General features: G+C 71.1%; 14 protein-coding genes and 1 pseudogene. 5 read left to right on the top strand and 10 right to left on the bottom strand.

The window, feature by feature from the left end:
- Positions 1 to 20: 20 nt before the first annotated feature.
- Positions 21 to 356, bottom strand: a pseudogene (locus T336_RS0110770) (gamma-glutamyltransferase); the annotation flags it as partial.
- On the opposite strand from T336_RS0110770, the gene T336_RS26615 reads away from it, so the two are divergent.
- Positions 270 to 497, top strand: a complete 228-nt coding sequence (locus T336_RS26615; RefSeq protein ID WP_026432548.1) for a hypothetical protein — start codon at positions 270 to 272, stop codon at positions 495 to 497. The pseudogene T336_RS0110770 and the gene T336_RS26615 overlap by 87 nt on opposite strands.
- On the opposite strand, the gene mdeB is transcribed toward T336_RS26615, so the two are convergent.
- On the bottom strand, positions 484 to 3162 hold the full coding sequence (mdeB, locus tag T336_RS0110760; protein ID WP_026432547.1) for an alpha-ketoglutarate dehydrogenase: 2679 nt from the start codon (positions 3160 to 3162) through the stop codon (positions 484 to 486). The two genes, T336_RS26615 and mdeB, sit on opposite strands and share 14 nt — an antisense overlap.
- A 105-nt stretch (positions 3163 to 3267) precedes the next feature.
- Here mdeB and T336_RS0110755 point away from each other — a divergent pair, with 105 nt between their 5' ends.
- Entirely contained in the window at positions 3268 to 3741 is a 474-nt protein-coding gene (locus T336_RS0110755; RefSeq protein WP_011795422.1) for an Lrp/AsnC family transcriptional regulator, read from the top strand.
- A 45-nt stretch (positions 3742 to 3786) separates the two neighbouring features.
- Here the strand turns inward: T336_RS0110755 and hmuQ are convergent, their stop codons facing one another.
- The 8 genes from hmuQ to T336_RS0110715 all read right to left on the bottom strand — a co-directional run bounded on the left by hmuQ (position 3787) and on the right by T336_RS0110715 (position 9366).
- A complete protein-coding gene (gene hmuQ / locus T336_RS0110750; protein WP_013595224.1) occupies positions 3787 to 4095 on the bottom strand; it encodes a heme-degrading protein HmuQ in 309 nt (102 codons plus the stop codon).
- A gap of 22 nt (positions 4096 to 4117) precedes the next feature.
- The gene (locus T336_RS0110745; protein WP_026432546.1) at positions 4118 to 5095 is read right to left on the bottom strand and encodes a DUF3014 domain-containing protein; all 978 of its coding nucleotides are present in this window, start codon (positions 5093 to 5095) and stop codon (positions 4118 to 4120) included.
- Between the two features lie 162 nt (positions 5096 to 5257).
- Positions 5258 to 5965, bottom strand: a complete 708-nt coding sequence (locus tag T336_RS0110740; RefSeq protein WP_084151406.1) for an alpha/beta hydrolase — start codon at positions 5963 to 5965, stop codon at positions 5258 to 5260.
- A gap of 32 nt (positions 5966 to 5997) precedes the next feature.
- Positions 5998 to 6867, bottom strand: a complete 870-nt coding sequence (locus T336_RS0110735; RefSeq protein ID WP_084151405.1) for a DODA-type extradiol aromatic ring-opening family dioxygenase — start codon at positions 6865 to 6867, stop codon at positions 5998 to 6000.
- Positions 6868 to 7020: 153 nt separating this feature from the next.
- The gene (gene arfB, locus T336_RS0110730; protein ID WP_026432543.1) at positions 7021 to 7467 is read right to left on the bottom strand and encodes an alternative ribosome rescue aminoacyl-tRNA hydrolase ArfB; all 447 of its coding nucleotides are present in this window, start codon (positions 7465 to 7467) and stop codon (positions 7021 to 7023) included.
- 4 nt (positions 7468 to 7471) lie between these two features.
- On the bottom strand, positions 7472 to 8377 hold the full coding sequence (locus T336_RS0110725) for an alpha/beta fold hydrolase (protein ID WP_156957836.1): 906 nt from the start codon (positions 8375 to 8377) through the stop codon (positions 7472 to 7474).
- The gene (gene aroQ / locus T336_RS0110720) at positions 8377 to 8829 is read right to left on the bottom strand and encodes a type II 3-dehydroquinate dehydratase (RefSeq protein WP_026432541.1); all 453 of its coding nucleotides are present in this window, start codon (positions 8827 to 8829) and stop codon (positions 8377 to 8379) included. The genes T336_RS0110725 and aroQ overlap by 1 nt, the downstream gene beginning before the upstream one ends.
- 171 nt (positions 8830 to 9000) lie before the next feature.
- Positions 9001 to 9366, bottom strand: coding sequence for a hypothetical protein (locus T336_RS0110715; protein ID WP_019703247.1), 366 nt, complete (start codon positions 9364 to 9366; stop codon positions 9001 to 9003).
- A gap of 178 nt (positions 9367 to 9544) precedes the next feature.
- Between T336_RS0110715 and T336_RS0110710 the strand changes: the two genes are divergently transcribed.
- The 3 genes from T336_RS0110710 to T336_RS0110700 all read left to right on the top strand — a co-directional run bounded on the left by T336_RS0110710 (position 9545) and on the right by T336_RS0110700 (position 13541).
- Positions 9545 to 11359: a glutamine--tRNA ligase/YqeY domain fusion protein gene (locus T336_RS0110710; RefSeq protein WP_026432540.1), complete on the top strand. Its 1815-nt coding sequence runs from the start codon at positions 9545 to 9547 to the stop codon at positions 11357 to 11359.
- A 35-nt stretch (positions 11360 to 11394) separates the two neighbouring features.
- Positions 11395 to 11802 (top strand): phage holin family protein, encoded by a 408-nt coding sequence (locus T336_RS0110705; RefSeq protein WP_026432539.1) that lies wholly within the window; start codon positions 11395 to 11397, stop codon positions 11800 to 11802.
- A 104-nt stretch (positions 11803 to 11906) separates the two neighbouring features.
- Positions 11907 to 13541, top strand: coding sequence for a rhodanese-like domain-containing protein (locus tag T336_RS0110700; RefSeq protein WP_026432538.1), 1635 nt, complete (start codon positions 11907 to 11909; stop codon positions 13539 to 13541).
- The last annotated feature ends 90 nt before the right edge of the window (positions 13542 to 13631 follow it).

The raw sequence follows: 13631 nt of genomic DNA, 5'->3' as shown, positions 1-13631 counted from the left end.
TGTAACTGCCCCACTCCCTGTCAGGCCACGGCCGTGCGGTACGCCACCCCGTCCCGCCCCGGATCGGCGCCGCCGTGCAGCCGGCCATGGGCCCCGAACTGCACGCCGAACACCCAGCCGATGGTGTAGTTGTACGGGTTGCGGAACACCTCGTAGCCGTCCGCCTGCAATGCGCGCGTGACGTGGCACGGGATGCGGTTGCACACGTCGATGGAATTGCTGGTGGACGAGAAGCGCGGCGCCGAGACGGCTTCCTGCATACCCATGCCGTGGTCGATCATGTTGAGGAGCACCTGCAGCACGCCCATGGCGATCTGCGTGCCGCCCGGCGCGCCCAGCAGGATTTCCGGCCTGCCACGCTGGGCAACCTGCGCGTGCTGCCGCTGGACCGCGCCATTCCCTTCGGCCCGGTGGGCGTGGTCTGGAGCCGCGACCATGCCTCGGAGGCCGTGCGGCTTTTCGTGGAGCACATCACCCAGGCCACTACGGCGCAGTAGCGTGCAGCAGGCTGCGCGCGGCCCCGGCCACGCTGGCGGCGTCCACGCCGAAATGGCTGCGCAGCGCCGCGCGCGTGTCGCTGCGGCCGAAGCCGTCCGTCCCCAGGGTGAGATAGCGGCGGCCTTCCGGCACGAAGGCGCGCACGCTCTCGGGCACGGCGCGCACATAGTCCGTGGCGGCCACCACCGGGCCACGCGTGCCCTGCAGCAACTGCGCGAGCCAGGGCGTGCCCGGCCGGGCCTCGCCCTGCAGCATGCGCCGCTCGCAGGCCACGCCGTCGCGTGCCAGTTCGCTCCAGCTCGTCACGCTCATCACCGTCACCTGCACGCCCTCGGCCGCCAGGATTTGCGCGGCCTTGACCACTTCGGTGAGGATGGCGCCGGAACCCAGCAGGGTGACCGCGGGCGCGTCGGCCGGGCCGTGGGGCGGCGTGTGGCCGCTGAACACATAGCAGCCTCGCAGCACGCCTTCTTCAGCGCCCGCCGGCAGGTCGGGCTGGGCATAGTTCTCGTTCATGAGCGTGACGTAATAGAACACGTCGCGCTGATCCACCAGCATCTCGCGCATGCCGGCATCGACGATGACGGCCAGCTCGCCCGCATAGGCCGGGTCGTAGGCCTTGCAGTTGGGAATGGTGGCGGCCACGAGGTGGCTGGAGCCGTCCTGGTGCTGCAGCCCCTCGCCGCCCAGCGTGGTGCGGCCCGAGGTCGCGCCCAGCAGGAAACCCCGTGCGCGCTGGTCGGCGGCGGCCCAGATGGCGTCGCCCACGCGCTGGAAGCCGAACATGGAGTAGTAGATATAGAACGGCAGCATGGCCAGGCCGTGCACGCTGTAGCTGGTGGCGGCGGCCGTCCAGCTGGCGATGGCACCGGCCTCGCTGATGCCCTCTTCCAGGATCTGGCCGTCCAGCGCCTCACGGTAGCTGAGCACCGAGCCGATGTCTTCCGGCGCATAGCGCTGGCCCAGGCTGCTGTAGATGCCCACCTGCTTGAAGAGGTTCGCCATGCCGAAGGTGCGCGCCTCGTCGGCCACGATGGGCACGATGCGCGGGCCCAGTTGCGCGTCCTTCAGCAGCGTGCCCAGCATGCGCACGAAGGCCATGGTGGTGCTCATCTCCTTGCCCTGGGCCTGCAGCGCGAACTGGGCGTATTGCTCGACGGGCGGCACCGGCACCACGTCGCAGGCGGTCTCGCGGCGCGGCAGCGCGCCGCCCAGGGCGGCACGGCGCTCGCGCAGGTAGCACATCTCCGGGCTGTCCTCGGCCGGGCGGTAGAAGGCCAGGCCCGTGGCCTGCGCGTCGGTGAGCGGCAGGTTGAAGCGATTGCGGAATTCCAGCAGGTCGGATTCATCCAGCTTCTTCTGGCTGTGCGTGGTCATCTTGCCCTGCCCCGCCGTGCCCATGCCGTAGCCCTTCTTGGTGTGGGCCAGGATCACCGTGGGCTGGCCGCGGTGGGCGGCAGCGGCGGCGTAGGCGGCATGGATCTTCACGAGGTCGTGGCCGCCGCGCTTCAAGCGGTCGATCTGCTCGTCGGTCAGGCCCTGGGCCAGCGCCGCCAGCTCGGGCGACTGGCCGAAGAAGTGGTCGCGGTTGAAGCGGCCATCCTTGGCGGCAAAGGTCTGCATCTGCCCATCCACCGTGCCGCCCAGGGTGCGGGCCAGCGTGCCGGTGATGTCGCGGGCGAACAGGCCGTCCCAGTCGCTGCCCCAGAGCAGCTTGACCACGTTCCAGCCCGCGCCGGCAAAGAGCCGCTCCAGCTCATCGACGATGCGGCCGTTGCCGCGCACCGGGCCATCGAGCCGCTGCAGGTTGCAGTTGACCACCCAGACGAGGTTGTCCAGGCCCTCGCGCGCGGCGAGGGTCAATGCGCTCATGCTCTCCGGCTCGTCCATCTCGCCGTCGCCGAACACGCCCCACACCTTGCGGCCGGCGCAATCGAGCAGGCTGCGGTGCGTGAGGTAGCGCATGAAGCGCGCGTGGTAGATGCTGCTGATCGGCCCGATGCCCATCGACCCCGTGGGGAACTGCCAGAAGTCGGGCATGAGCCAGGGGTGCGGATAGCTGGAGAGGCCCTGCGCGCCCGCCGTGGGCGCAGTGATCTCCTGGCGGTAGTGCTGCAGGTCATGCTCGGTCAGCCGGCCTTCGAGGAAGGCGCGCGCATAGACACCCGGCGCGCTGTGCGGCTGGAAGAACACGAGGTCGCCCCGGTGCTGGCCGGGGCCCGTGCCCTCGCGGGCGCGGAAGAAGTGGTTGAAGCCGGCCTCGAACAGGTCGGCCGCGCTCGCGTAGCTGGCGATGTGGCCGCCCAGCTCGCCATAGGCCTGGTTGGCGCGCACCACCATGGCGAGGGCATTCCAGCGCATGAGGGAGGCCAGCCGTTCCTCGATGGCCAGGTCGCCGGGGAAGACGGGCTGGGACTCCACCGCCACGGTGTTCACATAGGGCGTGTTCAGCGTGGGCTGCCAGCCCGTGCGCTGCCGGCGCGCCAGGGCCGCGAGTTCGTCCAGCACGAATCGGGCGCGCTCCGGCCCCTGGGTGGCGACCAGGGCCAGGAAGGCATCGCGCCATTCGGCGGTTTCCTGCGGATCGGCATCGGCAGCGGGAGCGCCGGAGGACATGGTGGCGGCCTGGGCACCCAGGGCATGGAGCGGCAGCGGAGCATTCATGCCGAAGCACTCTACCGGGCCGGGAGCGGCATGGGCGGCTGTTCGGCATCCTGGCAAACCCCGAATGCCGGCATTTCATGCTGGCGATCTTCTAAACTGCAGCACATGAAGCTGGACACGATCGATCTGCGAATCCTGGCCGAACTGCAGGCCGACGGGTCGCTCTCCAATGTGGAGCTGGCGCGCCGCGTGCATCTCTCGCCCTCGCCCTGCCTCGCGCGCGTCAAGGCGCTGGAGGCCTCGGGGGTGATTGCGCGCTACGTCGCCCTGGCGAACCCGGCCGTGTTGGGCCTAGGGCTGAACGTATTCATCAGCATCAGCCTCAAATCGCAGGCCAAGGAGGCGCTGGCGCAGTTCGAGCGCCGCATCGCCGAGCACGACGAGGTCATGGAGTGCTACCTGATGAGCGGAGATTCGGACTACCTGATCCGCGTGGCCGTCGCCGACATCGGCGCGCTGGAGCGCTTCATCCTGGAGCAGCTCACGCCCATCCCGGGCATCGAGAAGATCCGCTCCAGCTTCGCGCTCAAGCAGGTGCGCTACAAGACCGCCCTGCCCTTGCCGCTGCCGCCCGCGTGACGGCGCAGCGCCGCGGCCATTACAACCACTGCGGCCATTGCGGCCTCACCACGCGGCGTCGAACAGCTCCAGCTGCGGCGGGCCCAGGTACAGGTCGCGCTTCTGGCCGGCGTTCGCATGCGCAGCGCGGAAGGCCTCCGAGCGCGTCCAGTCCTCGAAGTGCGCGCGAGACTCCCACACGGTGTGCGAGGCGAACAGGGTGTGCTCCGCAGTGGTCTCGCCGCGCAGCAGGTGGAACGACTGGAAACCGGGCACCTGGGCCAGGTGGCTGTCGCGCTGGCGCCAGATCTCGACGAATTCGTCCTCGCGGCCGGGGACGATGCGGAAGCGGTTCATGGCGATGAAAAGAGGCATGGGTGGGCGTAGTGGATTGAGATCAGGGCGCGGCACTCGCGGCCACCGACGGTGCAGGCACGGCGGTGGCCTGGGCAGGCGCATTGGCCGAGACCAGCCGGCGGCGCACATCGGCCAGCACGGTCTTGACCCGGCGCGCATTCTCCGGCCCGATGCGCAGCATCATCTTCTGGCCGCTGGACAGCGCCTGCAGGTGCGGATCGGCGAACTCGTAGCGCACCCAGGGCCGGGTGGACGGTACGTCGCCCTGCACGCGGGTGAGCTGCAGGCGCAGGGGACCGCGCGGCTCGGGCGTTTCCTGCAGGTGGCCCAGCACGGCCACGAGCCGGTCGTTGAAGTAGCCCTTGGGATAGCCCAGGTCCACATAGGTCTGCTGGAACAACGGGTAGAGCTGCCGGTAGAGGGCGACCGCGCGGTCGCGCGGTATCGCTTCCACCAGGGCAACCAGGGCCTGGTAGCGTGCGGCATTGGCCGGAGCGATGGTGGCGTGCAGCGGTGCGCCGTTCTCGTCCACCGCGCTGCCGGGCTCCGCCTGCACCGCCAGGTGCTGCGGCGCAGGCTGCACGGGCCACAGGCGCGACGGCGCCTGCGTCCGGGGCAGGTTGTCCACGGTGACGACGATGCGCCGCACGATGTCATCGAGGTGCAGCAGTGCGGCGATGCGATCGCTTCCCAGCCAGTCACCCAGCGCCTGCGTGATGAAGGCGTCGGAGTCCTTCATCGCAGGAGGCGGCGGCGCCTGCGCGGAGTCCACCGGGTGCTGCGGCCCGGAGGCCACGGGCTCCGGCACGGATGCCGGCGCCTCGGCCACGGGGGGCTCGGGCACCTGGGCGGCCGGCGGCTCCGCCGTGCGCGCGGATGGGGGAATCCACCCGAACCACCAGGCGGCACCCGCCAGCGCCGCGGCGCCGGCCACGCCTGCCAGCACCCAGCCCACGGGCGATGCGCGGCGTGGCAAAGAGGACGGTGGGCGGAAATCCTGGGGATCGGAATCGGGCATGCGGAAGTCTTTCGCGAACGGAAACGCGGCGCGCGCCGCGGTGGAACGCAGGGCCTGCGAAAAGCGGCCCCGCCACCGGCCATTGTGGAGCCGCGCCGGACCCGGCGCGGTAAGCGCATGTGACCGGATGCGCAGGCAGCCGCCACCGCGGCGGCGCCCGCGTCAGCGCGCGAGCGCCTCGGACGCCCCCAGGGCGGCCAGCCAGTCCATCGCCTCGCGCAGCTCGCCGGGGCGGATCTCGTGCATGCCGGGATACTCCCGGTAGGTCAGGGCCAGCGGCAGGCCACGCGCATGGTCGCGAAGGGCGCGGGCGTTCGCCAGCGGAATCACGTTGTCCTGCTCGCCATGGCTCACCCACAGCGCACGGCCCCGCAGCGCGGCAGGTTCGACCGCATGGGGCAGCACCTGGGGCAGCAGCCGGCTGTGCCAGACCATGGCGGCCTGCAGCAGTTCGGGCCGGGTGAGCAGCAGGGACAGCGCCATGATGCCGCCCTGGCTGAAGCCGCCCACCACCACGCGCTCCGGCGGCACGCCGAGCTGCGCGGCGGCGCTTTCCACGGTACGCGCCAGCAGGCTGCGGCTGGCGATCTCCTGAGCCTCATGGATGGTACGGCTGCCATCGGGCTCCACCGAGAACTCGAACCAGGTGTTCGCCCCCGGTCCCATGGCGTAGGGCGCGCGCAGGCTCAGCACGTGGAAGTGCCCGGGCACGGCCGGCGCGAGCGAGAAAAGGTCTTTTTCATGGCTGCCCACGCCATGCATGAGCACCAGCAGCCAGGGCTGCACCGTGCTGGGCGCGGCAGGGCGAACGAGAAAGGCGAGCGGCAAATCCAGCATGGGGGGCGGTGCGAAGGAAGTGGTCTGGGTCATCGGCACTTGGAGCGTCTGGCCGCCCCGGAGTTTCACGCAGCCGCGGCTTCAGGCCCGAGGGCGAAGGCGTCCATGGCCAGGGAGCCATGCATCACCTCCCGGCTCAGGTAGGCCGGCACGCGGTCTTCGCCGGCCGCGCCGAGCGCGAAGAACAGCGGCAGGAAATGGTCGTCGCCGGGATGCGCGCGCACGGCGTGCGGGGCGCGGCTGCGGTACTCCAGCAGTTCCTCGACATCGCCCCGCTGCAGCGCGCCTTCCACCCACCGCGAGAACTCGGTCACATAGGGCTGCGCACCGCGCGCGCCGCCGAAGAACTCGGAGAGATTGTGGGTCATGCTGCCCGATCCGACCACCAGCACGCCGTGCGCGCGCAGGCCCCGCAGCGCCGCGCCCAGGTCGTACACCTCGCGCGGGCCCGCACCGGCGGGCAGCGCGACCTGCACCACGGGCAGATCGGCATCCGGGAAAAGGTGCATCAACGGCACCCAGGCACCATGGTCGAAGGGCCGCTGCGCATCACCCTGGGCGTCGAAGCCGGCGGCCTGCAGCAGCGAGAGGACCTCCCCGGCCAGCCCGGGCGCGCCGGATGCGGGATAGCGCAGCGCATAGAGCGGCTCCGGGAAGCCTCCGAAATCATGCCAGGTGGCCGGCTGCGCGCCGGTCATGACGCGCACGCCGCGCGCCATCCAGTGCGGCGACATCACCACCACGCCGCGCAGCGCGGGGAAGCGCTGGCGCAGACCGTCCGCCCAGGCACGCAGGGCCGGGCCAGTCTCCCCGGCTTCCAGCGCGAACATGGGCGAGCCGTGCGAAACGAACAGTGCGGGCACCTCCCGGCCCGGCGCGGATACGGGCGGGGCGGAAGACGAAGGCATGGCGGAGAGCGGTACGGGCGAAGACATGGCGGTTCGGTCGGCGTGGCAGGACAACGGAAGATGGAACGGGACAGTGCCCCGCCCTGAATGTATGCGCGCCCGGCCGCGAACCCAAGGCCCGCGCGGCAAACACATCGTTGCAGCCGTTGCACCAATCCGGGCGCCGCCGCGGCCGGAGGATCAGCCCGCGTCCCGCACCCGGCCCCGCAGTGCCTTGGTGCCGGAGCGCTCGCGCTTGTCCTGCATGCGGCGCTGCCGCTCGCCGTAGGAGGGCTGCGTGGCCTTGCGCACGCGGGGTGGCCGGGCGACGCGCGCCACCATGGCGTCGAGCCGCTGCAGCGCATCCAGCCGGTTGGCCTCCTGCGTGCGGAACTGCTGCGCCTTGATGACCACCACGCCCGCCTGCGTGATGCGGGCATCGGGCATGGCCAAAAGCCGGGCCTTGACGTCCTCGGGCAGCGACGAGGCCATGATGTCGAAGCGCAGTTGCACCGCACTCGACACCTTGTTCACGTTCTGGCCGCCCGGCCCCTGGGCCCGCGTGGCGGTGAAGACGACCTCGCGCTCGTCCACCCGCAGCGGCGCGCGGCCGGCCGCAGGGGGCATGCGGGGCGCACCGTCCGCCATGGCGTCAGGCACCCCGGCCCACCGCGGCACCGGCATGGAGCGCGGCGCGCAGCGCTTCCTCGAAGGGCCCTGGCCGCTCGAACTGCACCCAGTGCCCGGCGTCCGGCACCAGGGCCAGCCCCCGGAAATCCGGCGCGGCCGCGCGGTAGGCGCCTTCCAGCGCGGCGATCCACTCGCGGTAGAGCGTGTCGCGCGCGCCATAGATGGCATGCACCGGGCAGCGCACGGACGGCAGCGCCCCGGCAAGCGCGTCGGTATGGGCCAGGCGCCGGCGCGGCATGCGGTCGCGCACGACATTGGCCCGGTGCAGGTCCAGCGCGAGCCCGTCGATCAGCGACGTGTCGTGCAGCATCAGCTCGGCCAGGTTGTGGCGGTGCGCGCCCTCCTGCGCCGCCGGGGACGCCAGGTGGCGCCAGCCCTTGAGCGTGATCTGGCGCTCCGGCACCACGCCCATGGCGGGCGCCCCCACCAGCACCAGTTGGCGGGCCAGCGACGGTTCGGCCGCCAGCAGCAACCCGGCCGTAAGCCCCCCGAAGGAGAAGCCCACCAGATCGCAGCGCGTATCGCCCCACAGCGCGCGCATGCCCTGCGCGAGCGGCGCCACCAGCGCGTCGGCGTCGGCCCCGCCCGGCGGCACGGCCGAATCGCCGAAGCCCGGCAGGTCGGGCACCCAGACCGTGCGGCCCCAGGACCGCAGCGTCTCGATATTGCGCACCCAGTGCGTCCAGCTGCCGCTGCCGCCGTGCAGCAGCACCAGGGGTGGCGCTGCAGGCCCCGGATGGCCGGTCGCCTGCCAGACGTGCCAGACGATGGCGCCGTCACCGCAGGGCGTGGTGCGGATGCCGGCCTGCGCGGCGAGCGTGGCCGCCTCGGCGGGCAGGAGCGGGGGTACCGGCGAGGCAGCAGCCATCACCAGCCGGCCACTGCGTCGATCGCCAGGGCGTAGCCCGGCACCCCGAAGCCGCACATCACGGCCCGGGCTGCGCTGGCTATATAGGAATGGTGGCGGAAGCTCTCGCGCGCATGCACGTTGCTGATGTGCAGCTCGACCAGCGGCACTCCCGTGCCCTTCACCGCATCGAGCAGCGCCACGCTGGTATGGGTGTAGGCCGCGGCGTTCAGCACCACGCCGGCCAGCTGGCCCGCGGCATGCAGGCGGCCGGCCTCGTGGATCCAGTCCACCAGGTCGCCTTCGTGGTTGCTCTGGCGGAACTGCAGCGCCAGCGCGTGGCGGGCGCAGGCGGCTTCGCAGAGCTGCTGCACATCGGTGAGGCTCTGCGAGCCATAGACGGCGGGCTCGCGGGTGCCGAGCAGGTTCAGGTTGGGGCCGTTGAGGACGAAAACGGAACGGGGCGTGGTCACGGGGGCTTCACTCCTGGGACGGGCACCGGCGCCCTGCCGACCCCGGCACGGCCCGCCGCGCGCATCCGTCGTCCTTCATTATCCATGCCGCAAAAAGAAGGGCCCCCTCGCGGGGGCCCAAGTGGGCGGCCGTGGCGAACGGGCCGCCCGGGGAGGATGCGCAGGCCGGGCTCAGCGCCAGTAGCCGCCGCGGTGCCAGTGGGGGGGACGGTTGTAATAGCCGTACCCGCCATACACCACCGGAGGGGGCGGCGGCGCGTAGTACACCGGGCGCGGGGGCGGCACATAGGCCACGGGCGGGGGAGCGTAGTACACGGGCGCCGGGGGCGAGTAATACACGGGCGGCGGGGCCACGTAGGTCACGGGGGGGCTGTAGATGACACCCGGGCCGGCACCCACGCCCACCGAGACGCCGGGGGAATTGACGCCGATGGACCAGTACACGTCGCGCGCCTGCGCGGCACCCGAGGCGGCCAGCAGGGCCAGCCCGACGCCGGCCGCGGCGGCGATGGCTGCGAAGGAACGGCTTTTGGTCATGGAAGTTCTCCTTGGAAACGGGCCCGGCGCCGCCGGGAAGGCGGGGACGCGCCCCATGCGCTCTATAACGCGCCACATGCCCCGCAGGATGGCACAAATGCCGAACAATCTTGTTTCCGGACGTAGCGGCGTTTGTTGCAGGGGGTTACCGGCAGGAGCGGCATCCTAGAATGCGCCCATGAGTTCGCATGCCCCCTCCCCCGCGACGGCCGAGTCCGCCAAACCGAGCAATTTCCTGCGCCAGATCATCGAATCCGACCTCGCCCAGGGCACCTATGCCCAGGCCCGCTGGGCCGGCACGCCAGGCGACGCCGCCCACCACGCCGCCGGCCAGCCCGATCCCGCGAAGATCCGCACCCGCTTCCCGCCCGAGCCCAACGGCTACCTGCACGTGGGCCATGCCAAGAGCATCTGCCTGAATTTCGGGCTGGCGCGCGACTATGGCGGAGTGTGCCACCTGCGCTTCGATGACACCAACCCGGAGAAGGAAGACCAGGAATACGTCGATGGCATCATCGACGCCGTGCGCTGGCTGGGCTTCGACTGGACGCAGATCGGCCAGGCGCCCGGCACCGCCGCGCCCTACCAGGCCAGCGACTATTTCGACTTCATGTACCGCGCGGCCGAGTACCTGATCGAGACCGGCCACGCCTACGTGGACGAGCAAAGCCCCGAGGAGATGCGCGCCAACCGCGGCGATTTCGGCAAGCCCGGCGTGGACAGCCCCTTCCGCACCCGCACGCCTGCCGAGAACCTGGCGCGCTTCCGCGAAATGCGCGATGGCCAATTGCCGGATGGGGCAGCCGTGCTGCGCGCGAAGATCGACATGGCTTCGCCCAACATCAACCTGCGCGACCCGGCCATCTACCGCATCAAGCACGCCGAGCACCACCACACCGGCAACAAGTGGTGCATCTACCCGATGTACACCTTCGCGCACCCCATCGAGGACGCGCTGGAGCGCATCACCCACAGCATCTGCACGCTGGAATTCGAAGACCAGCGCCCGTTCTACGACTGGCTGCTGGACCGCCTGGCCGAAGGCGGCCTGATCGCCACGCCGCAGCCGCGCCAGTACGAGTTCGCGCGCCTGAACCTCACCTACGTGGTCACCAGCAAGCGCAAGCTCAAGCACCTGGTGGACAACGGCATCGTGAGCGGCTGGGACGACCCGCGCATGCCCACCATCGTCGGCCTGCGCCGCCGCGGCTACACGCCCGAGGCCCTGCAACTGTTCTGCGAGCGCATCGGCGTGACCAAGGACTACTCCTGGATCGACTACGCCACGCTGGAAGGTTGCCTGCGCGAGGACCTGGAGAACCAGGCCCACCGCGGCATGGCCGTGCTGGACCCGGTGAAGCTCGAGCTCACCAACTGGGACGAAGTCTTCGGCACCGGCCACCTGGAACCCTGCCAGCTGCCCGCCCTGCCCCATCCGCCCGAAGGCACGCAAGCGCCCGTGCGCCACTTCACGCTCGGCAAGGACGTCTGGATCGAGCGCGAGGACTTCGAGGAAACCCCGCCCAAGGGCTACAAGCGCCTCTTCCCGGGCAACAAGGTACGGCTGAAGGGCGGCTACGTCATCGAATGCACGGGCTGCGAGAAGGATGCCGAAGGCAAGGTGACGAAGGTGCTCGCGACCGTGGTGCCCGACACCAAGAGCGGCACGCCTGGCGCCGACAGCGTGAAGGTGAAGGCCGCCATCACCTGGGTGGGCGTGGCCGACGGCGTGCCCGCCGAGGTGCGCCTGTACGACCGCCTGTTCACGGACGCCCAGCCCGATGCCGGCGGCAAGGACTTCCTGGCGCTGCTCAATCCGGACAGCCTGAAGGTGGTGACCGCCTACGTCGAGCCCTTGCTGGCACAGGCGCAGCCGGACGACAAGTTCCAGTTCGAGCGGTTCGGGTACTTCGTGGCGGACCGCAAGGACCATGCACCGGGCAAGCCGGTGTTCAACCGGGTGACCGGCCTGAAGGACAGCTGGGGCAAGTAGCCCCGGCGAAACCACAGAACGCAGGAGCCCTCGCCATGCTGGCCAACCTCACGCCCTTCCTGCTCCACTGGGCCATCACGGCGTTCGCGCTGTGGGTGGCCAGCCATGTGTTCAAGGGGCTGCGCTTCGGCAGCACCGGCGCCCTGGTGGTCGCCGCCCTGCTGCTGGGCCTGGCCAATGCCGTGGTGCGGCCGCTGCTGGTGGTGCTGACGCTGCCGCTCACGCTGCTGACCTTCGGGCTCTTCCTGCTGGTCATCAACGCGCTCGTGCTGATGCTGGTCGGCAAGCTGGTCAGCGGTTTCCATATCGACGGCTTCTGGACCGCCTTCTGGGCCAGCATCTTCATGGCGCTGCTGAGCCTGCTGCTGGGCAGCTTCGTGCTGGGCGGATCGCCGGAATTCACGATCCAGAAGGGGCCGGCGGCAGGGCCGTTCTGGCTGTAGCCCGTAAAAAACGACTATGCATAGCCGGAAAGCTTCTGCCGCCCCCCGGCGCTGAAGGTCCGGTTGCCTCTATGGTGGGTGGTTTGCCTTTTCACGCGACCACCATGCCTGCCCTGCCCCTTTCCGCATCCGGATCCGCTCCGGCCCTCACCGTCAGCGCTGCCACGGCGCGCACCTGGCTCAACGACGGCCAGGAAATCGCCCTGCTGGACGTGCGCGAAGCCGGCCAGTTCGGCGAAGGCCATCCGTTCTTCGCCATCCCCGCGCCCTACAGCCGCCTGGAACGGGACGTGCCACGGCTGGTGCCCCGCCGCGGCACGCGCACCGTGCTGATCGACCAGGGCGACGGCGTGGCCGCGCGCGCGGCCGGCCGCCTGGCCGGGCTGGGCTATACCGACCTGCACGTGCTGGAAGGCGGAGCACCGGGCTGGGCGGCCGCCGGCTACACCCTGTTCCAGGGCGTGAACGTGCCGTCCAAGACGTTCGGGGAACTGGTGGAGCATGCGTTCGGCACGCCGCACATCGGCCCGGCCGAGCTGCGGCGGCGCCAGCAGGCCGGCGAGCCGCTGGTGCTGCTGGATGGCCGCACGGTGGAAGAGCACCGCAAGATGACCATCCCGGGGGCCCTGCCGGTGCCGAACGGTGAACTGGCACGCCACTGGAGCGCGCTCGCGCCCGACCCGGCCACGCCCATCGTCATCCATTGCGCCGGCCGCACGCGCAGCATCATCGGGGCGCAGATCCTGCGCAGCCTGGGCGTTCCCAATCCGGTGCTGGCCCTGGAGAACGGCACCCAGGGCTGGGCCCTGTCAGGGCTTGCGCTCGAGCACGGCAGCCGGCGTGCATCCCCGGCGCAACCCCAGGTGCAGGCCGCGGACCACGACCGGGCCGCCCGTGCCGCAGCGGAGGCCGGCGTTCCGAGGCTGGATGCCGCCTCAGCGCAAGGCTGGATCGACGATGCCGGCCGCACCACCTACGTGCTCGACGTCCGCACGGCGGGCGAGTTCGCGGCCGGCACGCTCGCCGGGGCCCGCCACGCACCGGGCGGCCAGTTGCTGCAGGCCGCGGACCAGACCATCGGCGTGCGCCGCAGCCGCGTGCTGCTGCTGGACGACGATGGCGTGCGCGCACCGGTCGTGGCAGCGTGGCTGCGGCGGCAGGGCCATGAGACGGCCACCGTGGAAGGCGGTATACACGCCCCGCTGAAGCTGCCGGCCCTGGCCGGCGTGGCGTTGCCGGCCCCGGTGCCGCAGATCGCGCAGCAGGCCCTGCCTGCGTGGCTGGCCGCCCAGCCGGTGGCGCCGCTGTTGCTGGACGTGCAGCCTTCGCAGGCCTACCGCCGGCAGCACGCCCGCGGCGCGCTCTGGTCCGTGCGCCCGCGCGTGGCTGCGGACGTACGGTCCGCCGCGCAGGCACGCCCCGCGCCGCTGCTCATCCTGGCGGCCGATGCCGAAAGCGCCGCGCTGGCGGCCAGCGAGATCGCGCCCGGGGATGCATCCAGCGTGCAATGGGCGCTGGCGTCCGGCTGGGCAGCCGCGGGGCTGCCGGTGGAAAGCTCGCCCGCCGTGCCGGCCGACGGGGACGCGATCGACTATCTGTTCTTCGTGCACGACCGCCATGACGGCAACCTGGAGGCGGCGCGCCGCTACCTCGCATGGGAAACCGGCCTGATCGCCCAGTGCGCGCCCGACGAGCTGTCCGGCTTCCGGCTGCCCGCCGCCGTACCCCACGGCGGGTGACGGGCCCAGGCGGCTGGCGCGCCTGCCGCATATCGATCCTCGGAAACGTTTGTTGCCGCATGCCGCGTGGCGCCAGAAGATCGGAACTGT

The organism is Paracidovorax oryzae ATCC 19882, from assembly GCF_000687165.1.
Lineage (GTDB): Bacteria > Pseudomonadota > Gammaproteobacteria > Burkholderiales > Burkholderiaceae_C > Paracidovorax > Paracidovorax oryzae.
The sequence above is the reverse complement of the archived record's forward strand: the minus strand, read 5'-3'. Positions and strand labels throughout refer to the sequence as shown.